This window comes from Salinisphaera sp. LB1, from assembly GCF_003177035.1.
GTDB lineage: Bacteria > Pseudomonadota > Gammaproteobacteria > Nevskiales > Salinisphaeraceae > Salinisphaera.
On record NZ_CP029488.1, the window covers coordinates 35,469 to 57,538 of the forward strand.

13 protein-coding genes, 3 pseudogenes and 1 other annotated feature are annotated in these 22,070 nt (G+C 60.6%); of the genes and pseudogenes, 8 read left to right on the forward strand and 8 right to left on the reverse strand.

Going from position 1 to position 22,070, the window contains the following annotated elements:
- Positions 1–558: 558 nt before the first annotated feature.
- The 3 genes and pseudogenes from SALB1_RS00170 to SALB1_RS00180 form a co-directional block, all read right to left on the reverse strand.
- Complete coding sequence (locus SALB1_RS00170) at positions 559–4,074, reverse strand: DEAD/DEAH box helicase family protein (RefSeq protein WP_109992015.1); 3,516 nt, start codon at positions 4,072–4,074, stop codon at positions 559–561.
- Positions 4,075–4,076: 2 nt separating this feature from the next.
- Positions 4,077–5,279, reverse strand: coding sequence for a restriction endonuclease subunit S (locus SALB1_RS00175; protein WP_145961200.1), 1,203 nt, complete (start codon positions 5,277–5,279; stop codon positions 4,077–4,079).
- A 1-nt stretch (position 5,280) separates the two neighbouring features.
- Positions 5,281–5,760: pseudogene (locus SALB1_RS00180) on the reverse strand (N-6 DNA methylase); the annotation flags it as partial.
- A gap of 51 nt (positions 5,761–5,811) precedes the next feature.
- Here SALB1_RS00180 and SALB1_RS00185 point away from each other — a divergent pair.
- Positions 5,812–7,034, forward strand: a protein-coding gene (locus SALB1_RS00185; RefSeq protein ID WP_109992018.1) for an IS3 family transposase whose coding sequence is annotated in 2 segments (ribosomal slippage) — positions 5,812–6,097 and positions 6,097–7,034 — 1,224 coding nt in all. Because the reading frame shifts where the segments join, the coding sequence is not laid out codon by codon here.
- Positions 6,090–6,206, forward strand: a sequence feature (AL1L pseudoknot). Its footprint overlaps the gene before it by 117 nt.
- A gap of 39 nt (positions 7,035–7,073) precedes the next feature.
- Here SALB1_RS00185 and SALB1_RS00190 read toward each other — a convergent pair.
- A pseudogene (locus tag SALB1_RS00190) lies at positions 7,074–8,141 on the reverse strand (N-6 DNA methylase); the annotation flags it as partial.
- 428 nt (positions 8,142–8,569) lie between these two features.
- Between SALB1_RS00190 and zorA the strand changes: the two are divergent.
- The 5 genes from zorA to SALB1_RS00215 all read left to right on the forward strand — a co-directional run bounded on the left by zorA (position 8,570) and on the right by SALB1_RS00215 (position 16,854).
- Positions 8,570–10,300, forward strand: a complete 1,731-nt coding sequence (gene zorA / locus SALB1_RS00195; RefSeq protein WP_109992019.1) for an anti-phage ZorAB system protein ZorA — start codon at positions 8,570–8,572, stop codon at positions 10,298–10,300.
- A complete protein-coding gene (locus SALB1_RS00200; protein ID WP_109992020.1) occupies positions 10,300–11,067 on the forward strand; it encodes an OmpA family protein in 768 nt (255 codons plus the stop codon). Before zorA ends, SALB1_RS00200 begins: the two co-directional genes overlap by 1 nt.
- A complete protein-coding gene (locus SALB1_RS00205) occupies positions 11,064–12,527 on the forward strand; it encodes an EH signature domain-containing protein (RefSeq protein ID WP_109992021.1) in 1,464 nt (487 codons plus the stop codon). Before SALB1_RS00200 ends, SALB1_RS00205 begins: the two co-directional genes overlap by 4 nt.
- A complete protein-coding gene (locus tag SALB1_RS00210) occupies positions 12,520–15,489 on the forward strand; it encodes a DEAD/DEAH box helicase (RefSeq protein ID WP_109992022.1) in 2,970 nt (989 codons plus the stop codon). The genes SALB1_RS00205 and SALB1_RS00210 overlap by 8 nt, the downstream gene beginning before the upstream one ends.
- A gap of 126 nt (positions 15,490–15,615) precedes the next feature.
- Positions 15,616–16,854: an ISL3 family transposase gene (locus tag SALB1_RS00215; protein WP_199678594.1), complete on the forward strand. Its 1,239-nt coding sequence runs from the start codon at positions 15,616–15,618 to the stop codon at positions 16,852–16,854.
- 416 nt (positions 16,855–17,270) lie between these two features.
- Here SALB1_RS00215 and SALB1_RS00220 read toward each other — a convergent pair whose 3' ends face one another.
- Both SALB1_RS00220 and SALB1_RS00225 read right to left on the reverse strand, forming a co-directional pair.
- Positions 17,271–17,630, reverse strand: a complete 360-nt coding sequence (locus tag SALB1_RS00220; protein ID WP_109992023.1) for a nucleoside deaminase — start codon at positions 17,628–17,630, stop codon at positions 17,271–17,273.
- A gap of 32 nt (positions 17,631–17,662) precedes the next feature.
- Positions 17,663–18,565, reverse strand: coding sequence for a LysR family transcriptional regulator (locus SALB1_RS00225; protein ID WP_199678608.1), 903 nt, complete (start codon positions 18,563–18,565; stop codon positions 17,663–17,665).
- A gap of 208 nt (positions 18,566–18,773) precedes the next feature.
- Between SALB1_RS00225 and SALB1_RS00230 the strand changes: the two genes are divergently transcribed.
- A complete protein-coding gene (locus SALB1_RS00230; protein ID WP_109992024.1) occupies positions 18,774–19,166 on the forward strand; it encodes a VOC family protein in 393 nt (130 codons plus the stop codon).
- 63 nt (positions 19,167–19,229) lie between these two features.
- Positions 19,230–20,276 carry an SDR family oxidoreductase gene (locus SALB1_RS00235; RefSeq protein ID WP_109992025.1) on the forward strand — a complete coding sequence of 349 codons (1,047 nt, stop codon included), beginning with the start codon at positions 19,230–19,232 and terminating at the stop codon, positions 20,274–20,276.
- A gap of 137 nt (positions 20,277–20,413) precedes the next feature.
- Here SALB1_RS00235 and SALB1_RS19780 read toward each other — a convergent pair.
- Both SALB1_RS19780 and SALB1_RS00245 read right to left on the reverse strand, forming a co-directional pair.
- Positions 20,414–20,969 (reverse strand): annotated as a pseudogene (locus tag SALB1_RS19780) (recombinase family protein).
- A 507-nt stretch (positions 20,970–21,476) separates the two neighbouring features.
- Complete coding sequence (locus SALB1_RS00245; protein ID WP_109992026.1) at positions 21,477–21,965, reverse strand: antitoxin Xre/MbcA/ParS toxin-binding domain-containing protein; 489 nt, start codon at positions 21,963–21,965, stop codon at positions 21,477–21,479.
- Between the last annotated feature and the right edge of the window lie 105 nt (positions 21,966–22,070).

Genomic DNA, 22,070 nt, shown 5'->3' on the forward strand with positions numbered 1-22,070 from the left:
CTCATTTACATTGTAGCGCATACACTAGACGAGCGGCGGCTCGCACACGGGGCGGCTGGTGTCCCCCCTCATTGCGGATCGCCCTCAACATGGCGCCAGACGCCGCCGTCGGTTGGCTAGCCGAGGCACGCCTAGCCGCCGTCAGCAGCCGGTCTCAGGCGTTGTAATCTGGCAGAACGTTAGGGAAGGCATTAGCAGCAGCCAGAGCCGGGCCTTGGCGTACGAACGTGGCCACGTTGCCGGAAACATGGCCGTGGACCGGGCGAGCCGCGTAAAGGTACGTCGTGGCCGCGTAAAGGCAGGTGCCGACCACTGAAAGATCGGTGCTCGCTCCGGGTAAGCAGCACACTCATTGGTCTGTCTCTCATCTACCGGCAGATATAACAAGCAACCAAGCCCGCAATATTCTCCGCCGAATCGGGCTTGCGGCTATCCCCCTGACCCGACGCAGCGCTCATGTTGACCCGCCACCCTTTTTAACAGAGGGCAACGTCACGAATATCAGCTACAGCGACCAGCCCCCGGATCGAACGGCTGATGCCGTCGTATTACTGGCCGCTACGCGGCATCCTGCGCTGAACGGGCATTGGCATTCACCGATCGAACGATATCGACCACGCGATCGGCTGCATCGGTCGGGAACACGCCATCGAGCCCGGAATGATGCAGGCCGGTGAATGGCGGCTCGTACAATAAGCCGGGGTCGATCGTGCCGTTTTCGCGCAACTGTTCGATGATCATTTCGACGAAACGAATCTGTCGTTCGCCTAGATTTTCGGCGTTGATGAAGTCGGCGAACGCGGCCTGGGCGGCCGCGCGGTCCAGCCCCACCAGCGAGCGAATGAATACGGTGAGCGGCTGGTCCTCACCAAACGCTTCGCTGAACCGCTCGCGGCTTTCGACCTCATCCGCGCCAAACACGAACCGTTCGAGTTCCGCCAGATCGCTCGCGGTCAGGGGGCGGTTGTGCTTGAGCTTGGCAATTGCCACGTGATCTTCATTCGCACGAATGAAGGCCGCAACCTTTTTGCGATACTGCGCCAGATTGATGCCGGTCTGGAAATCGTCGAGGCTTACGGCCTCGCCCTCGCCGATCTCGTCGTCGAGCGCTGAATAAACTGGGTTGAAGGCTTTCTTCTCGATGAACTGGATCAGTCCGCGCAGGCGCCGCCGCACGTTCTCGATCATCGGCAGCGTAATGTCTTCCCAGAACTCACTGGTCTGCACGTCGTGGATCAGGGCGAGCTGGGCTTTGACGGCCGGGATGTTCTGCGCGGATTCGAGACCAGAGGCCAGCGCCTGAATACGCTCAGTGAGCTTCTGTGTCTGCCCGGCATCGCCGTCGAGGCGTGCCACCTGCAGGTTCAGGCAGGTCAGATCGAACAGCCGGGCCGAGATATCCTCGTGCGGGCGCTCGCTCGGCAGGCCCGCGACATGGTTGGCGAGCACGCCCTGGGCTTCGTCGTCCAGATTCGCCCAGGCCGCCGGATTCCGAAAGCGTTCCACATGTTCGCGCTGCGGGCGGACGATGAAGTTGGCGGTATTCATGGCCGCCACTTCGCTCTGTAGGGTCTGCTTCAACGCGCGACGCAATTCATCGTCATTGCCGAGATCGCCGTGAGGCGCACCCGCCTCGTCGCCGACGCCAGTGTCGTCCGATTCGACGTTCAGCCGTGTCAGAACTTCGAGGCGCTGCACAAACAGCCGCTTGTGCAACGGCTCGGCCGGCGCCGATTCGCGCAGCTCCGGGTTCTCGTTGAAGAACTCGAAGTTCTCGCAGTAATCGAAGATGACGAACTCGGCCTTGTCGTTGCCCGGCCCGAACAGATCCGGGCACAGCCGTGTACCGCGCCCGATCATCTGCAGGAATTTCACCTTCGAGCGCACGGGCTTGAAGAACACGAGATTGACCACCTCGGGCACGTCAATGCCGGTATCCAGCATGTCGACCGAGATCGCGATCTGGGGATAGGCGTTCGGTTTCTTGAAGTCCTCGATCAGAGATTCGGCGTATTTCTCGGCGTGCGTGATCTTGCGCGCGAAATGCCCGTTGTACTGCGGGTAGTTGGCATCGAAGCGCTCGGCGATGTATTTCGCATGGGCCTCGTTCCGAGCGAAGATGATAGTCTTGCCGACCGTATCGCCGCCATCGACCTGAATGCCCTGCGCCATCAGCCGCTGCAGCATCTTGTCGACCGTGTCCTCATTGAACAGGAACTTGTTGATCTGCGCGGCATCGACTTCGTCGGGGATCAGCACCTCGCCCGTTGCCTCGTCCACCGGCCATTCGAGCTGCTCGTAATGCTCGCGCTCCTCGGGCGTGAGATCGGCATAGCGAACGCCCTGGCGCACCATCTTCAGCGGCACGCTCATCGCACGCGGCGGCACGAGATACCCGTCGGCGACGGCATCGTCGAGCGTGTAGGCATCGGTCGGCACGCCGGGCTCGAGATCGAACAAGTGATAGGTGTCGCGATGCACCTCGTCGCGCGGCGTCGCCGTCAGGCCCACCAGCAGACTGTCGAAATAATCGAAGATCGCGCCGTATTTCTGGTACACGCTGCGATGCGCTTCATCCACGATCACCAGATCGAAGAAGCCGACACCGAAACGGCGCGCCTCGCCGCCTTCCGCACCCTGCCCCTTGTCGATCAGATTCATCATCGTCGGGTAGGTGGAGACATGCACGCGCCCGTCGCTGTGCTTCTCGCGTACGAGATTGACGGTGGCGACTTCCGGCAAATGCGCCTTGAACGCATTGCTGGCCTGGCGGACCAGTTCTTTGCGATCGGCCAGAAACAGCACCCGCTTGACCCAGTTCGCCCGCATGAGCAGATCAACCAACGCGATGGCCGTGCGCGTCTTGCCGGTGCCGGTGGCCATCGCCAGCAGGCCGCGCCGCTTGCCGGCGGTGAACGCATCGCAGAGCGCGGCAATCGCCCGCTGCTGATACGGCCGCTCGACGATGTCGCGCTTGACCGCATGCGTCGCCGGGTCGTCCGCCATGGTCCGGCGGCGCACCATCGTCGCCAGTTCCTCGCGCGTGAAAAACCCTTGCACCTGCCGCGGCGCGGCCCGGCAATCGTCCCACAGCCACGTCTGGTAGCCGTTGGTATAGAACATGACCGGCCGCTGGCCTTTCATCGCTTCCAGGCAATCGGCATAGAGCTTGGCCTGCTGGCGCCCGATCTCCGGGTCGGCCAGCGCCCGCTTGGCTTCGACCACCGCCAGCGGCTGGCCGTCTTCGCCCCAGAGCACATAGTCGGCGTAGCCGTCGCCCGTATTGCTCGGCATGCCGGTGAGCGGATATTCAGCGCTGGCATCCGCGCCGACGGTCCAGCCGGCTTCGGCCAGCAGCACGTCGATGATCTGCTGGCGCGTGGCCAACTCGTCGTAATCGTGCGTATCCGGCACCGCGATGTTGCGCGCCTTGGCCTCGGCCAGCTCGGCGCGCACGCGCACCAGTTCGGCGTTCACGTCCGCCAGCGCGGCTTCCTGTTCGTCGAGATTCCGCGAACGCCGGGCAATCTCGGCCTCGCGCGCATCCAGATCGGCCCGCTCGGCGGCGAGCCTATCCGCGAACTGCTGTTCCTGTTTCTTCAGCTCATCGCGGGTAAAGGCGACCGCCTCGTCGCTGGCCACAAAGTACGGAATGCGCTGGGCATCGAACGTTGCTTCGATGGCCTTGGGGTCCGACGCCCGGGTATAGGTGCGCGCCAGCCAGAACAGCACATGAAACAGATCGCGACAGAGCTGCAACGCATCGCGCGTCCGCACGACACGGTTGGAGTGCACCGCCTGATTGCCCTGCTTCTGGATGAGCCGCGCCTTCTGGAGCACCGGCGGCGGCAGCAGCGCCTCGAACTCCGGCTGGCTCAGCAGCGCATGCAGGCCGCGATCATACGGCCGGCGCAGACTGCGATCATAGTCGTACAACCAGTGCACTGCCCGTTCCAGCGCGAAGCGAATCCGCATGCAGGCGGCACGCGGATCAGAATGGGCCAGTTGCTCCGCATCGGCAGCCGGCTCGTAGAGCGAGGCGAATTCGGGGCGGAGGAACTGGAAGTTGGTCATGGTTAAAGTCGGCCCGAAAAGGCTCGTTGCTGGATCGACGCCATTAGCTCATCCAGTCGAAGTTGAGCACGCGCTAAACGCCTTGAATGAGACTGGATAGCTTCGCGTAGTGCTATATATCTGTCTTGAGCGGCGAGTGGCGGCAGCGGTAATCGGATTTTTCGTATCTCGGTCAGATGGAGGTTCGTAACAGTGCCAGTCTTAGAGTGACGCTTTGCTTCTCTCAACGCGAACGGCGTAGCAAGAAATGACTCAAGGAAACCGCCTCGAATCTTTTCGTGCCTAGGCTTGAGTAGGGCGAGGCTGACAAAAATACTAAATTCGCGTTCCCAATCGACCAACTTCGGAATACCTATAGTCCCGTTCTTCGAATATAGGACATCGCCTACTTCAGGCTTTGATCTCTTGGTAAGCCGCTGGTGTTCTTGAGCAGATACATATTTTGTTTTGGCCCAGTCGATATTGCTCGATTGAATATCCGTAACTCGCAAGAATGGGACACCGTCGATTACATAAGTCGGAGTAATATGCGACCCATCGGTGATCTTGGTACAAAGTTCGTCGAGACTAGCTAACGGGTATGAAGAGTCGCGTGGTGAGCCGAACATCTCCAGAAAAACCGACTGGAGCAGTTGATCGAGCTTGGCGATGGCCTCGCGGCGCTTGGCCCGCAACGCGTCGGACTTGTCCAGAATCGCGGCGATGCGGCGTTGTTCTTCGATGGGTGGAAGCGGTATTTCAACTTTGGAAATAACCGTCTTCGAGACTTCCTTGAAGGTCGCCCCATTACCAAGTGCCTGAAGCTGCGCTTTATTCGCTCTTAGCCAGTAATACAAGTAATCAGGAACGATCTGATTGGGATCAGGAACCAGGCTCTTAAAGCCCTGATTCGTACACATCGGCACCGTATTAATCGCGACATGGCCGATAGGCGCTCTGGAACTGAACAACACAGACTGAGCCGGAAGCATATTTGCCGACGACTTGGCATAACCAGACTCTGTGATCGTTCGCGGCGTACTGGATATATATTTCGAGTCCAGTTCAGTTAAGTCTTTCGGAGTCGCCCAGAGAATATCGCCGTTCCAATAAGAGGCTTCCGACGACTTCGGCGTCCCGCCCGACACGATCGAACAACAATCAGCCAGCCTCACTGATCGCCATTTTTGCTCACCCGGTTCGAGTGGCAAGGCAATTTCTTCCACGCTAGCGCTCAAGTAAAGCCTCCAACTCGTCCAGGCCCGTTTCGATCTGGGACTCAAGCGCACGCAACTCGCCTAAAATCTTCGCCGGCGGATCATATTCCACCTCCTCGTAAACAATCTCCTTGTACCGATTGATCGACAGGTCGTAATCGTTCTCGGCGATCTCCGCCTTGGGCACGAGAAAACTCTGCTCGGTGCGCTCGCGGTTGAGTTCGACGTCGCGCCCCGTTTCACCGTCCGCCGAAGCGTCGGTCAAGGAGCGCCAGCGGGCCAGAATATCCGGCAGGTTGTTGACGCTGTGCTCGCTCTCGCCCTGTTTGGGCGTGAGCAGCGTGCGTTTGTCGTCCAGCGACAGACCGTCGGCCTGCATGTGATAGAACCAGACGTGGTCGGTGCCGCCGGATTCGGTCTTGGTGAAGATGAGGATGGCGGTGGAGACCCCGGCGTAGGGCTTGAACACGCCCGAAGGCATGGCGATGACGTGAACCGCCCCGGGAATGCTGGAGACTCCAACTCTTGAGAGAATTGGAGCATGAAACAGCGGAAACCTTATTCCCCGGAAGTCCGTGAACGAGCGGTTCGCATGGTCTTTGAGCATCAGGCGGACTACAGCTCGCAGTGGGCGGCGATCGGTTCGATCGCCGGCAAGATCGGCTGTACGCCCGAGACGCTGCGCAGTTGGGTTCGCCAGGCCGAACGGGACCGCGGGCTGCGCAATGGCCAGAGCACGGAAGAGCGCGAGCGCATCAAGGCGCTTGAGCGTGAGAACCGTGAGTTGAAACGGGCCAATGAGATCCTGCGCAAGGCTTCGGCCTATTTTGCCCAGGCGGAGCTCGACCGCCGACACAAGTGATGGTGACGTTCATCGACGATTATCGCCGGGTCTACGGTGTCGGGCCGATCTGCCGTGTGCTGCCGATCGCACCGTCGACCTACTATGCCGCCAAGGCCCGGCAAACCGACCCGGCTCGCCGTTCGAAGCGGGACCGACGTGAGAGGGTCTTGAGCGACGCCATCCAGCAGGCCTGGGAGGCCAATCGTTGCGTCTATGGCGCCCGCAAAGTCTGGCTGCAGTTGCAGCGTGAGGGTTGGTCGGTGGCTCGGTGCACGGTCGAGCGTCTGATGCGTCAGATGGGCTTGCAAGGCGCTGTGCGCGGGCGCACGCCGAAAACGACCACTTCCGACCCCAACCAACCGAGCCCGGGCGACCACGTCCAGCGTGACTTCACAGCCGCCCGACCCGATCGGCTCTGGGTGGCCGATTTTACGTACTGCCCGACCCGGCACGGCTTTGTTTATGCAGCGTTTGTTATCGATGCGTTCGCGCGTCGCATTGTCGGCTGGCGCGTTTCGAGCGCCCCCAACACGGGCCTCGTGCTCGACGCGCTCGAGCAGGCCATCCATGACCGGCAACCCGGCCAGCGCCTGATTCAGCACACCGACCGCGGGGTGCAATACCTGTCAATTCGCTATAGCGAACGCCTGGCGGATGTCGGTATCACCCCGTCGGCCGGCCGCGTCGGCAGTTCATACGATAACGCGCTGGCCGAGACCGTGATCGGCCTGTTCAAGACGGAAGTCATCCGTCAGCACGACGGGCCGTGGCCTCACCTTGCCGCCGTCGAGTTCGCGGTGCTGGACTGGGTCGACTGGTTCAATAATCAGCGGCTGTTCGAGCCGATCGGTGATATGCCGCCGGCCGAGGCTGAAGCCAACTTCTATGACACAATCGACGGGTCTGCCAAAGTGGCATGACTCAAACCCACGAGTCTCCGGTAAACCCGGGGCGGTTCAGACGGCTTCGAGCTTCTGGTCTTCGATAAGCGTCTTGCGCAGGCTCTTGTGGGCTTTCGACGAGCCGAACAGCACCCCGTCCGGCACGATCACGGCCGCTCGCCCGCCGGGTTTGAGCAGGCGCAGGAACAGAGAGATGAACAACAGCTCGGTCTTCTTGGTCCGGACCATCGCCTGCAGGTCTTTCGCCGTGCTGTCGTAATCCAGCGAGCCGGCGAACGGTGGATTGGCCAGCACCAGGCTGAACTCGCCGGCAACGGCGGCGTGGCTTTCACTTAAAGAGTCCCGATTCTCGATCGCCGGGTTCTCCACACCGTGCAACAGCATGTTCATGGAGCCGATGCGCAGCATGGTGGAGTCGAAGTCGAAGCCGTGGAAGGTGTCGTGGTTGAAGCGGTGCGCGGCGTCTTCGCTGGCGTAGATCTCGGCCTGGTGGTGTTCGGTGAGGTATTCGCTGGCAGCCACGAGAAAGCCGGCCGTGCCGCAGGCCGGATCGCAGATGGTGTCGGCCGGCGTGGGCGCGGTCATGTCCACCATCAGCTTGATGATATGGCGCGGCGTGCGGAACTGGCCGTTCTGGCCGGCACTGGCGATCTTCGACAGCATGTACTCGTACACGTCGCCCTTGGTGTCGCGATCGTCCATCGGCACCGCATCGAGCGCGTCGACCACCCGGGCCAGCAGCGCCGGCGACGGGATGGTAAAACGGGCATCCTTCATGTGCGCCGAATAGGTCGCATCCGCGCCGTCGCGCCCCGCACCCTCGCCCAGCGTCTTGATGAACGGGAAGACCTCGTCGGCGACCGTGTTGTAGAGCTTCTGGGCGTCGCCCAGCTCGTGAAACACCGACCAGCGCAGGTGCTGCTGATCCAGCCCGAAGATGGGCTTGTCGACCGAGCGCCCGAGCCGGCTGGCCTTCTTCTCGCGCACCGTCTGCAGCTCGTCGAGCCGCTTGATGAACAGCAGATACGTCATCTGCTCGATCACTTCGAGCGGGTTGGAAATCCCGCCCGACCAGAACATATCCCAGATCCGATCGATCTGGCTCTTAATTTCGCCGGTTATCACATGGCCCCCGTGTACGTGTGCGGGCCCAATATGCCCGATCGGCACCGGATTAATCGAGAGCGGGATACCATCGGCCCGTCACGGATGTTGACTAGTCAGTGAAGCAACCAACGTCACAAACAAGCCTCAGACTGTTTTCTCTGCTGTGCGGCGCACCGCGTTCGCGCCCCTGTTTGCAAACAGCCTGCGGTGGCGCGCGCTATTGTTGTTGCGCTGAATGAGCAAAGGCGCTCTCAACCGGGCATCCAAGCCCCAAAAAATGATCTTGCCAACCTCGTATTTCCGGTAGCAAACTGACCGCTTAACCGTCGCTCACCTTTCAACGCCAAAATGCGGCAACCCGAGCCGCACACGGCGACCGTTTTGCCGTGCTCGGGCTATCGTTGACGGGTTATATGGCGACGCATCAATCCTTGGGGGAGGACTTGATGGATATATTGTCTGCTTGGCTGAGCGTGGCGGGGGTGCTGACTTCCAGCTATATGACCGCATCCGTTGTTGTGGCCATCCTGCTGATCACTTTGGGGATCGGCCTATGGTTCAAGCTCCAACTGCGCCCGGTCATGCGCGATCTGCGCCAGGCGTCACGCCTGGTTGAAGGCGTGCCTGAAGACGAAGCCGCGTTCGCGGCCGAGTTTCACAGCATTAAAGAGAAGCTCTCCGATAACCGGACTCTGGGCCACGCGTGGCGCGAGTTCGGGGAAGTGCTGATCTACGATGCCTGGTCGGGAGACAGCGGCATACGGAACGCCCAATCACCGGGTGACTACTTCTATCTCGGCAGTGTTACTTCGAACCGCATCAACCTTCGGTTTTTCAATACATTTCCGAATATTCTCACTGGCCTGGGGATTCTAGGCACGTTCGTCGGGCTTGCCGCCGGCATATCGCTGGCCAGCCATGGGCTGGGCTCGGACGACCCGGTGAAGATGCAGGCCGCTCTACAGCAACTGCTAAGCGGCGCTTCGCTGGCGTTTTTTACGTCGATTGCGGGTATGGTCTGTTCGATCGTCCTGAACCTGTACGAGAAGGGGCGAATCCATCGGCTGGATGGCGCGGTGCAGCGCTTCGTGGATGCGCTGGATGCCCGACTCAAGCGTGTAACCGTCGAAAGCCTGGCAAACGATCAGCTAGAGGAAAGCAAGGAACAGACGCAGGCACTTAAAGTCTTTTCCAACGATCTCGCCTTCCAGATTGCCGACGCTCTCAGCGAAAAATTCAGCGCGAATCTCGGTCCCACGCTGGAAAAACTCGTGGACGCCGTCGAAGGAATGCGCGATCAACGCAAGGACGACACGACTGAAATGCTCGAGCGCATGCTCAAGGAGTTTCAGACATCCCTAAGCGGCGCGGCGGGCCAGGAGCTATCCTCACTCGGCCATACACTCGAATTACTCAACGAAAAACTGACCAGCCAGATCTCAACCATCGGATCCCAACAGGCCACACTGCAATCACAGCACGAACAATCGCTCGATAATCTTCGATCGACTTTGGCCACCAGCCGGGAGTCGTTCAACACAGAAGTCGGCCGTGCGCTGAAAACGCTGAGCGATACCTTGGGCACATCTGTCGAAGAGGTGGCGCGCGAACTCCGCAGCGCCGGTGAGGATGCCGGAACGCGCCTGACCGAAATGACGACACGGCTGTCCGAAACGGTCGAGCAGATCAATACGACCATTCAGTCGTCGGCCGAAGCGGCAGAGCAGCACCGTCAAATATCCGAGCACAACCGCGAAACGCTGGATTCGATGCGCGCAGCCGGCGAACACTTCGGCCAATTGGCCGAGCCCGTGGCCCGTTCGGCGAGCGCCATCGAAGAAAGCGCATCAGCCATCAAAGACACGGCTACATCGTTCATTTCCGTACACGACGGTATCCATGAGTCGGTCAGTCGCATCGAAGCGATTCAGACCCAGCTCGGCGAGGCATGGTCCCGATACGAGCAACGCTTTGAATCAGTTGACGAGAGCCTCGCCAGCGTATTCGAAGAGCTGCATGACGGATTGTCGCAATACACCTCGAGCTTGAACGGCTACGTGAAGGACCTGGATAAACATACCTCGAGCATCACGTCGGATCTGGCCGGTGCTGTTGGCGAATTGAATGAAATGCTGGAGGGGCTCGAGGAGACGCTCTCGAGCGAACGAGTGGCCTGATGCGACGCCCCGACAGAGATTTTTTTGCAGACGAAGACGCCGGCTACCTCGTATCCGTCAGCGACATCATGGCCGGGCTGCTATTCATATTCATTATCACGCTTGTCGTGTTCGTGACCCAGTTCAAGCAAGCAAAGCATGAACAGCAGGCACAGGTCGAGAAGCTGACGAACAACGACGCGGTTCGCTCGACGTTACTGCAGCACATTCAATCGCAACTGGCCGATCGCGGCATCCCCGTCACCTTGAATGCTGATTCGGGGGTATTGATTCTCGGCGAGGATGCGGTGCCGTTCCAGCTGGGTGACCGCGATCCGACAGACATGGGTCAGATCCATCTGAAAACGATTGCGTCGGTTCTTGGCGAGATCATTCCCTGCTACGCATCGAACCCGCCCGCAACTTTGAAGTGCGATCCGGACAAAAAGGGCAAGCTGGATTCCATATTCATCGAAGGCCACACGGATAGTCGCCCGATCCAGCGGCCGGGCTATACCAACTGGAATCTATCCTCCGATCGCGCCATCGCGAGCTTTCAGATCATGAAAGCTGCTCAGCCGACGATATCCGGACTCGACAATTCGATTGATCAACCGCTGTTCAGTGTATCCGGCTATGCCGCGGAGCGGCCTCGAGCCGATCGCCCTGATTGGTCCAGCGACGATCCGAGGCAACGTCGAATCGAATTGCGATTCATCATGACGCCGCCTGAGCATACCGGCGACGTCCAACCCAAGCGCGATATGGAGGCGGCCGGCGTGCGATGAGTGACGCGGCGTTCCGGCCAGCATTAAAGCGAGCCCTGCAATTGATGGAATGGCCCGCGATCTTTGCGCAACCTCGGCAACCAAAGAGACTCGAGGCGGCACAGGCGGCGATCAAGCGCCAGCTTGGCGATGTCACACCGCGGCAGCCGAATCAATACGATCTGTTGGAAACTTATCGAACGCTCGCCTCGCTCGACAAGGATAAACCCGACATCAGGGGCCTGGCGCGGCGCCATGTCCGGCGAGCGCCGTGGGTGCTATTTCGAAAGTGGTCTGAGGGAGAAAGTCCGCTCGCGTTGCGCAAACGCCTGCTATCGGCCTACTACGACTATCTCGCGCGCAGCGGTTCCGATCGCACGATCGGAGCGCTGGTGCATGTTTTTCTCCGCGACCATCCAACCGACGCCGGCGTACAAGAAAGCACACGCCAGCTGCTGAATAGCGAATTAGCGCAACGCAAGTCTCCTCGTTTACAACGCCTGCGCGAACGCTGTGCCGCATATTCACTGCTCGAAGCCGATGGCCCGACTCGATTCGCCACTATGCTGGATGCGGCTACGGCTACGGGCTCTGAAGATCTGCTCGCAGACGCTGGTCTGATCGGTGATCTTGGGCTGCAGGGCTTTATTGTAGCCGCGGCCGAACGATGGCTCGATCAAATATCGGATACGTTGGAGTCGCGAGCGGCGACGTACGACGGCGCACCGTACATTGAACGCGTGTTCGCGTTCTTTCGCAGTACAGACAACCGCGACGCGCTGCGTTTTCCGCCACTTCGGGCGCGATTGGCGGATGCCTTGCTTCTACCGTTCGTCAGTAACAACCCGCCGAAATCGATACAGAACAAACTTCAGCATTTTCTGATCGATACGCTGGGCGATCCGCGGCCGAGACCGGGACAGTGGCACGGCGTCGACCCGGCTGCCAAGGCGGTGTTACTCCGCTGGTTGGTGCATACGACACTCAAGGATTTCTTCCGGATTGTCAGTGATGCGAGTCAACATGACGCGAACGCGGACCGCATGTGGCCCTACCGAAACGCCTTCTGGAGCGCGTACCTCAACAAAGGGGTGATCGAGAACGCCTGGGTGGTGTTGGGATCTGAGGTACGTAAAACAGCCCAAACGCGGCTAAGCCAGATTGATCGTGGTAGCTATGGGGAACTCATGTCCGGCGGCGGCGCACAGCCGAGTCATGCTGTTCTAATCATGCAGATCGGCGATCTGGTGATTACCGAGTGGAGTCACAGTGGAAAGTATCGAATCTGGCACCTCGACAGCCCGAATGCCCCGCCGTTCTATCGCCGCTCTTATAGCCGGGGCCGGCTCGTCCGCGAGCCTGAACTCGATGGCTCGCATCATCATGCCGAAGGGGGCTCCTGGCAGCGTCGGTTGGCAGACGAAATTCGTGACTGGACCGGCATAACGGTCACCCAGCGGGAGTTCATGCCTCGTGACTAGCACGCTCGAATGGTCCTGTAGCGACGCCGGCATTCGGTTTACCCTAAGCTCGGCTGATGGCCCGGTTCCCGTTTCTCTCTGGGCACGCGCCGATCCGCTCACGGTCGAGGGACAAAAGGCGAACGTCGCCCCACTCACGGCTACAATTGAGCGGACCGTTACGGATAAAAGGGACGCGGAGGAGGTAACCGTAAGCCACGACGAGATCGAAGCGCTGGGTGAAGCACAGCTAGCGCAGCTTGGCTTGCCGACGGCCGCCCCGCTCAGAATTCGTCTGCGAGGCCGAGGCGTCCTCACCACCGGCGATTTTCGCTTTGAGTATCAGCTGGTGCGCCATAACGGACAGCCTCTCATGGGAGTTCGACGTACCGGAGCGATCATGCATGCGGGGCGTGAGCGACACACGCTTCTCTATCCTCTTCACTCGATACTCAGCGAGATCGACGCCTTCAACGAGACCGCCGAATCTGCCGATGCTGAAAAGCGGCTTTTCCACTGGGCACGTCTCAAGGAGCTGCTACCCGAATCAGCCGAAGTGGACGGCCAACTGCGTACAATCAATGTCGTACGCGCCGATGCATTCACGCTGGATGCCAATTCCCGCGGCGAGATCGAGCCGATCCTGCGACACCGTCGTTCACAAGATCCGCGTTATCAGGTCGATGGCGGCGACGCCATGGATTCGGACGAGAACGCCGCGTTCGAACCCGCCTTGCCGCCAGCCTCGCAAAAGAGCTTCGCCGAGCGCTTTCAGAGTGCATCGCGGGTCTCGCGACGCTATGTCACGCGCGATAACTGGTATATCGCGCTGCCGCCTGCCGTGGAACGGGCGTTGGAAGTCGTCAAGGACTACCAGCAGCGATCGCGTGGCGAACGCCTGGCTTTCATTGCCAATCCAAGGCGGTTTATCGCAGACGAACTCGGCGACGACGTATCGGCGGATCTACTGAATGAGATATTCGAGGAAACCCCCGAATTTCTGAGTCAGCGCGTCCGGTGCCTTGGCGAATGGCAGCCGAAGACGTTCGCCTACAGTTTGCCAAGTAAGAACGACTGGTTTCCCGACGAAGGTGCCTCGGGTGGGGTTCTGGTCGACTTCGGTAACCAGCTTATTCCTGTATCAACTGCCGACGCGGAGCCTTTGCGGGCTCGTATGCAAGAAGCTCTCGATGCGGGCGCAGTGGAAATCGAGCATGGCGAATACCGCATACCAGTCTCCGAGGAGAGCCTGGAGCGAATCAAGGCCGCCACCGCCAAATATGAGGACACGGCCAGCGGTATTGGTCCGGAAGATGGCCCGTCGAAGCAGTCAGAATCCTCCGCCGATAGCTATTCACACGAAGAAACCGGCGGAACACAGCCCGAACCCGAACAAGATGCTCGAGTTCCTTTAATTGAAGACAATCTCGAGGCCGTTGGATTTGACCATCGCCCACATCCCAAACGCGGCGAGCCGGGCGGATTACCCGCCGTTCTTCAGACGACCTCGCTCTATCCCCATCAGAAAGATGGCCTGCGGTGGCTTCAAGAGCACTGGGCCTGCGGCTCGAACGGCGCACTACTCGCGGACGATATGGGCCTCGGAAAAACACTGCAGACGCTCGTCTTTCTAGCCTGGGTACAGGAACAAAACGAACGGCGTACAGCCAGCCTCCCTTTTCTCGTCGTCGCCCCCACAGGTCTGCTGAAGAACTGGGAGGATGAGGAAAAGCGCCACCTCGCCCGTCCTGGGCTTGGCGAGCTTTGTTTCGCCTATGGCACGCGATTGAAAGAAATCGCTCAACTCCACAAACACGAGCGCAAAGAATTGTTTGCGCGTGCCGGCTGGGTCATGACGACCTACGAAACACTGCGCGACAAGATTCTCTTATTCGCCGATGTTCGTTGGGGGATCGCGGCATTTGATGAAGTACAGAAGATCAAAAATCCGGTGTCGCTCACCCACGAAATGGCAAAGTCGGTGCACGCCGATTTCTTTCTAGCGTTAACCGGTACACCAGTCGAAAACCGTGTTTCCGACCTTTGGTCGGTCATTGATACTATAGCGCCGGGCCAGCTTCGCAGCTTGAAAGAGTTTCAGTCCCGTTACGAGACCGAAGTCAACAAGAGCGAGCCGGAAGTTGCTGCCAACCGAGTGGCCGAACTACGTGAGGCACTGCTGGAAAAATATCCGCCACCTCGTATTCTCAGGCGGATGAAAGAACAGCAGCTGACGGGGCTGCCTGCAAAGCATGTACACCCTCTCAAGGAGTCGATGCCAACGGAGCAGGCGGCAGCTTATGAGCATGTACTACAAACACTTCGTTCCAACGCTGAAAGGCGTTCAAGCGCGCTCATCGCCTTGCAAAATCTGCGAAAAGTAAGCTTGTCCCCGGACGATGTGACAAACGATGGACTCGACGACAACACGATCAGACGGTCAGCCCGGCTCAATGCCACGGTTCGCGAGTTAGATCGAATTCGCGCGGCCGGTGAGAAAGCTCTCGTTTTCCTAGAATATCGAGCCTTTCAGGATCATTTGCTGGCCTTCTTGCAACGGCGTTACGACATGGAACGGCCTCCCAGCCGAATTAACGGCCAGACGACGGCCGCAAGGCGCAAGAAGATTGTCGACGAGTTTCAAGCATCCCCTGAAAGCGAATTCAATGTGATAGTCCTCTCGCCCAAGGCTGCTGGTGTCGGACTGACACTTACTGCCGCGAACCACGTCATTCATCTATCGCGATGGTGGAACCCGGCAGTCGAGGACCAGTGTACCGACCGCGTCTTTCGCATTGGCCAGAGCAAGCCGGTGCACGTCTATTACCCTATGGCGATTCATCCAAGTTATCCGCAAACAAGCTTCGACACGAACCTAGACGCCTTACTTGAACGTAAGCGTTCTCTGAGCAGCGGACTGCTGACCCCAGCTGACGCCAGCAAGAAGGATCTGAACGACCTTCTTTCTCGAAGTCTCGGCTAACGAGTAGGGCCGATTCTGGCGACATATCCTGGCTCTTCTGCACTGACATGCGCTAGAGAGGGATGACTGCCGCCGACAAATCCGTTTCAATACAAGCTCCTACACAAATACAGAAGGGGTTTGTAGATGGCGGCAACCATCCCAAGTTGGATTGTTGGTCTGCGCGGGCAGTGCGTCAAGGGCGTGGCGTGGGACGAAGCTCGTGGCACGCTGGTGTTTCACTGCGACCGCGATCGCCGCTTCGTGCCGGTGGATCACCGGAGCGGCGCACGAGGCACCGTCAATCGACGGCTGCGTCGCGAGGTTCAGGATCTGCCGATCTGGGGCCGCTCAGTGACGCTCTCGATCGCGTACTGTCAGCTCAAGATCGGGGCGACGGATCGCCGTATGGAACGGCTGTCGTTCGTCGAGCCCGGCCATGGCTTCACACGCCGCTATGCGCGGTTTGTCAGCCAACTGGCTCGGCATATCAGCATCGCCGCCGTCGCGGCTTACACCGGCCTGGCGTGGCGTACGGTCAAGGCTATGGACGAACGGGCGTTGACGCGTGATCTGCCGGCTCTGGATCCTGGCGCACTGACCGGCCTGCGGCATCTGGGCGTCGACGAGGTCGCCCGCGCCAAGGGCCATGATTATCTGACCATCGTCTACGACCTCGAGTCCGGCGATCTGGTATGGGTCACCGAGGGCCGTCGCAAGGCCGGCCTGACGGCGTTTTTCGATCAGCTCGATGAGCCCGTTGCCCAGGGCATCGAGGCCGTAGCCATGGATATGTGGAAGCCCTTTGAACAGGCGGTGGCCGAGGCGTTGCCGAACGCCGCCATCGTCTTCGATCGCTTCCATGTCATGCAGCAGTATTCGAAGGTGATCGATACCGTCCGCCGAACCGAGTTCAAGCGGGCAACCCACGCCGACAAGCAGGTCTTGGTTGGCAGCCGTTATCTGCTGCTCAAAAACGCCGAACGCTTGAGCGATAGCCAGGCCGCGCGACTCGATCGGTTGCTCGCCGTCAATGGCCCGCTCAACGCAGTCTATGCCTTGAAAGAACAGCTCCAGCAACTGTGGCACGCCCCAGCGAGCTTCACCGTCATGGGCCAGCGCCTGGATGCCTGGTGTGCCTTGGCCGAGGCCACCGGGCTGGCCCCCATGAAACGCTTCGTGGCGATGCTACAGCGGCATCGCACCGGGATCTGCAACTACGCGGCCCACCCCATCACCACCGCCCGACTCGAAGGCGGCCACGTCGCGATCGGGTTGATCCGTAAACGCGCTCGCGGACTGCTCGATACCGAATACTTCAAACTCAAAATCCGGCAAAGCGCAACGCCCGAACCACCCCTTGGCCTGTACGCTCTGACCGGATGATTGGCTCAAACCATGTCACAAGAGCCCATATCCTACGTCTCGCGCTTCGCCGACACCTTACGGAAAGCTGCACAATTAATCGAGGAAAGGCTCGCTCATGCGGGCCTTGCGACGTGACGCTAAATCAAATAATCGACGTAACGGAAAAATACTTGGCCTCGCACCCTGCCCCCCTGAGCGCTGCGCCTATACCGCTTCCTATGTCACGCTTAACGCAATCAAACCCACGAGTCTCCGGTAAACCCGGGGCGGTTCAATGTCGTCAAACAACGAGAGATAGGTTCATCCCTGACCTTCACAGAATTGCCCTTGCGCCAGCGTATCCGAGTCGCACCGCTGTCGTCTGCTGACTGCCTTCCCACAGACGCCGGTTTTTTAGCCACCCGGCGCCACCAACGAGCAACCTGCGACCCGAGTCAACGAAAACCGAGCGGAAGGAATATGCAGACTCCGGACATCGACGCGGCGCTACGGGCATGGACGATTGCGCCGGCACACATGACACAGGGCTCTAGCGTGCTGTACAGGGTGGCGCAGGACAACCGGTAATTCCCCGCCGCGGCGCAGGCCGCGCCGATCGCCACCATCTCCGCGTGCGCGGTCGCATCGCTGGCTGCGATCCGGCCGTTGCGGCCACGGCCAAGTTCGACATCGCCCCGCACGACCACCGTACCGACCGGCACTTCGCCAACTACCGCACCCTCCGCGGCCAGACCGATCGCGCCGCGCATCCAGCGCAGGTCAGCATCGGGATCGGCGGGCACGGCGTCGGTCATGACAGGCGAATGACTCACCGGTCGGGCGCTTATTATGCCGGCTCGATACCCAGCGTTCGCGCCAGCGACTCGAGTTCGCCCTGCAGGAAATCCAGGCACAGGCGAACACGCGGGGCCAGATAGCGGCGATGGGCATAAATGGCGTGGATATCGGCACCCGGCATGGGGCAGTCGTCGAGCACCGTGGCCAAGCGCCCGGCCGCGATATCCTCGGCCACGTCCCAGATCGACTTGCACACCAGCCCGGCGCCGGCGGTGGCCCAGCGATGCGCGGTGCGCCCGTCGTTGCAGGAGAGTCGACCTCCCACACGTACCGAGCGGCCGTCGGCGAACGACCATTCGTTGCGCGGCGGATCGCCCATGACGATGCATTCGTGCTGTGCCAGCTCGTCGATGGTTCGCGGGTGTCCGTAGCGCGCCAGATAGGCCGGCGCACCACAGATCACGCGTCGGTTCGGCGCCAGGCGGCGCGCGATCAGATTGGAATCGGCGAGCGCGCCGAATCGCACGGCGACATCGATGCCCTCCTCGGTCAAGTTCACGCGGGCATCGCCGGCATGCAGATGGATTGCCAACTCGGGATGCATCGCCGCAAGACGTTCGAGCAACGGTGCGAGCCGGTCGGCGAAGGCCACCGTGGTGGTGATCCGGAGCCGACCTGCTGCGCGGCGTGTTTCGCCCATGGCTTCGGCGTCGGCGGCCTCGATATCGGCCAGAATCTGTTCACAGCGATGCAGGTAACGGGCGCCTTCATCGGTCAACGACAGACGGCGCGTGGTGCGATGCACGAGCCGCGTGTTCAATCGGCGTTCCAGGGCCGACAGCCGCCGGCTCACCACCGCGGTTGACAACCCCAGCGCACGAGCCGCGGCCGCCAGACTGCCCGATGCCCCGATCTGGACGAAGGTCCGCATTTCCTTGCCAGCGTCGGCCACCGCGATCTCGTCTTTGTGTTTGATGCAACATTACATTGCTTGCGCGGGCTCTTCACGCCACGCGGCGCAAGACTTACTGTCGGCGCCTCGGCCATCAATACAAGCAGGCGCCGTTCATGGCATCGCTGGCACAAATCCGGGTTCGGGGCATCGGCGAGGCGATGGCCCGTCGCAGCGCCGAGTCAGGTGACGCGGTGACCATCCCCTGATGGTTGCGCTCGACCACGTCACCCTGCGTACGGACGCGCTCAAGGCGACGCGCGATTTCTTCATCGCCCTGCTCGACTTGACCGTCGGCTATCGGCCGGATTTCGGTTTCCCCGGCTACTGGCTGTATGCCGGCGACCGCCCGATCGTGCATCTGATCTCCGGCCCCGGCGGCGCAGCCGAGCGCGATGCCGAAACCATCGACCACACGGCTTTTATCGTCGACGACTATGCCGCCACTCGCGACCGGCTTGAGGCCATGGGCCTGCAGTATTCACCGCAGGACCTGCCGGAACTTGGCGAACAACGGCTGTTCACGTTCACACCAACCGGGATTCTGATCGAACTGGTCGCGTGCAGCCCCGGCGGGCTCGCGAACAATCCCCATGCCTAGGCGGGCGACCAGCTGCCGGCACCGAACTTTCATTCACGATCTACTTCGAACAAGGACTGCTTCATGAGTTTCGATCAACCCACCGCCCTCGTGGCTGGCGCAGGCGGCATCATCGGCGATGCCACCGCGCGCGAACTTGCCGACCAGGGTTGGCGCGTGCGCGCCCAGGGCCGCCGTGCCGTGCCCGATTTCGACACCGTCACGGCCGATCTCACCGATCCCGCGGCGACCCGCGACGCCCTGAAAGACGCCGCCGACACCACCCATCTGTTCTATGCCGCGCTCAACCCGGACGACGATCTCGCCGTCGAGGCCGAGCGCAACGGGCGCATGCTGGGCAATCTTCTGGATGGCCTGGACGCTGTCGGCGCGCCGTTATCGCGCGTGGTCATCTATCAGGGTTTCAAGATCTACGGCATTCATCTGGGCGCGAAGGTGCGCACGCCCGCGCGCGAATCCGATCCGCCGCACATGCCGCCCAATATCTACCAGGCGCAGGAGGCCCAGCTGAAACAACGCGCCGAAAAAGCCGCCTGGGATTATGTCGCGCTGCGCCCGGACGTGGTGGTCGGCGATGTCTACGGCAACCCGATGAACATTGCTCTGGTGATCGGTGTGTATGCCGAGATTTCCCGCGCGCTGGGTATTCCGCTGCGTTTTCCGGGTACGGACCAAGCGTACTCGCAGATGGTCCAGGCCTGCGATTCGCGGCTGCTGGCCCGAGCCAGCCTGTGGGCGGCAAATGAAGCCCCAGGCGGCGAGGCCTATAACGTGACCAACGTGGATACCTTCCGCTGGGAACGGATCTTCGAGGATGTGGCGAAGCATCTGGGCATGACATTCGCGCATCCGGTCCCGCTCACTCTCAGCGAGCACATGGCCGACAAGGCCGACCTCTGGCGTGAACTTGCCGATCGGCATGATCTGGTCGAACCCGATCTCCACAAATTGGTCGGCTGGGGCTTCGGCGATTTCATCTTCAACACCGAGACCGACGTGGTCTCGGATACCAATAAGATCTATCAGGCCGGCTTCACCGAGCGCATGGACTCGTCGGTATCCATTCTGGCAGCCATCGACGGGCTCAAGGCACGCCGGGTCATTCCGTAGACCGATTGAAAAACGCTCATGTGCATGACCCGCGACGAACTGCATGCGGCAGGCACACGGTATCAGCTACGGCCCGCTCTGCGGGCCATAGCTGATTTGTCAGTCGCGCGGAGTGGGATCAGCAAATGGGGGCCTTGTCAGGCGGTCGTTTGCTGCGCCGCCTTCACATAGGCGTAAAGCGTTGGCTTGGAAATACCCATCATCGTGCAGATTCTGGCGATCGACAGTTGTTTTTCGTGGCAGAGCTTGACCGCCAATGCCCGCTTGTCTTGATCGAGCACGGGCGGCGCCCGGGCGACTCCGGGCTGCCGTCAATCCCGCCTGCGTGCGCTCACGCACGAGATTGCGCTCGAATTCGGCGATCGCCCCAAACAGATGGAACATGAGCTTGCCGGCGGGCGTCGCGGTATCGATGGCTTCGTGCAAGCTCCATAGGCCCGCCTGCTGTTCTTCCAGATAACCGACCCAGGCAGTGAGATCCTTGAGCGATCGACCCAGTCGGTCGAGCCGCCAGACCACCAGGGTGTCACCTGCGCGCAGCTGCTCCTTGACCTTCTCCAATCCGGGTCGCGCGGCAACTGAACCGGAGATCGTGTCGACGAACACTTTCTCGCAGCCAGCTTCGGTCAGCGCATCCCGCTGAAGGTCGAGATTCTGTTCGAGCGTCGATACGTGCGCGTAGCCGATTTTCATGAGGGGACCTTAGAGGGAAACCCGGGGGAGCATCAGTACAGAAACTCGCAAACGACGCTCTTTGATTGCCCGAGTCAATTTAACCAACGATATTCAACGGATCAGGCCGCTCTTCTCAACGCGGCCGGAGGCCGACAACGATGGGTAAACAAACCCTCGTTTTGTTGCCCGCACCCGCGGGGTGCAATCCGTGACCCGGCCGGGCTTTGCATCGCCTCTCGCGGGTTGAACCCCGCGCTTTGCTTCGCCGTTATGTTCATCGCACTCTTCGCGATCACGACATCCGACGATATCCGGGCCAAAAGGAAGCGCAGACTCGAGCACGAACAGGACAAGTCGTCCAGTCCGTCCCCGGATCAAATACGGGATCCGCCGCGGCCGGCCCGGCTTTGCTGTCCGACAACACCCTCCCCGGTTTAGTCGCGCCGCTGTCGTCGCGACTGGCATGGGCCCGGCGATTACCGGTGCGTCTTGCGCCACGCTCTGTCGTCATCTTCCCGAGCGCCATCAGGGCTGGCATACGTCGTCCAAATAGCGGCGAACAAAACACAAGTCGTCGATATAGCCTCGCCGCATGACCTCGAGCGCCGAGCGGCCCTCGAAACCCGGTGCGGTATGGGGACGCTTGATCCAACGATCCGCCTGCGCCTCATCGGAAAACAGGCGGTGCAAGGTGGTGTCGATGCCAAGCAGGTAACGGACGCGGTAGATTTGATCGGGCGTAAGTTCAGCATCCACACCCTCGGAAGCGGCCAGTTGATCCCGCCAATGTTGGACCCGGGCCACCGGCAGTCCACCCAGCAGGGTGGCCAGTTCGTCGTCCGAGAGTTGCCATCGCCGGCTCATCCGAAACACGGCCTTGACCGCTGTGGCGGATTCTCGCCCGCGCTGTTCTTCTTCGTTCTCACGATCCTTGCGACGCAGGCGGTCGGAGTTAAACGCCATGAATAGAAGAAACGCTTCTACGAGAACGGCGAGAATGATCGCATCGGTCATCGGTCCCTCCACTGGTCGACCCTGAGACTCGTCAAGCCGACAGCCCCCCGCACCGCGGCTGGCCCCAATATATCGCGCTCCGACCGCTGATGGGCCATGCCCGCG

Coding starts and splice junctions, on each gene's coding strand:
- SALB1_RS00245 (WP_109992026.1), bottom strand. CDS start 21,965: ATGACCGATGCGATCATTCTCGCCGTTCTCGTAGAAGCGTTTCTTCTA.
- SALB1_RS00200 (WP_109992020.1), top strand. CDS start 10,300: ATGCGACGCCCCGACAGAGATTTTTTTGCAGACGAAGACGCCGGCTAC.
- SALB1_RS00205 (WP_109992021.1), top strand. CDS start 11,064: ATGAGTGACGCGGCGTTCCGGCCAGCATTAAAGCGAGCCCTGCAATTG.
- SALB1_RS00220 (WP_109992023.1), bottom strand. CDS start 17,630: ATGACCGACGCCGTGCCCGCCGATCCCGATGCTGACCTGCGCTGGATG.
- SALB1_RS00170 (WP_109992015.1), bottom strand. CDS start 4,074: ATGACCAACTTCCAGTTCCTCCGCCCCGAATTCGCCTCGCTCTACGAG.
- SALB1_RS00230 (WP_109992024.1), top strand. CDS start 18,774: ATGGTTGCGCTCGACCACGTCACCCTGCGTACGGACGCGCTCAAGGCG.
- zorA (WP_109992019.1), top strand. CDS start 8,570: ATGGATATATTGTCTGCTTGGCTGAGCGTGGCGGGGGTGCTGACTTCC.
- SALB1_RS00215 (WP_199678594.1), top strand. CDS start 15,616: ATGGCGGCAACCATCCCAAGTTGGATTGTTGGTCTGCGCGGGCAGTGC.
- SALB1_RS00235 (WP_109992025.1), top strand. CDS start 19,230: ATGAGTTTCGATCAACCCACCGCCCTCGTGGCTGGCGCAGGCGGCATC.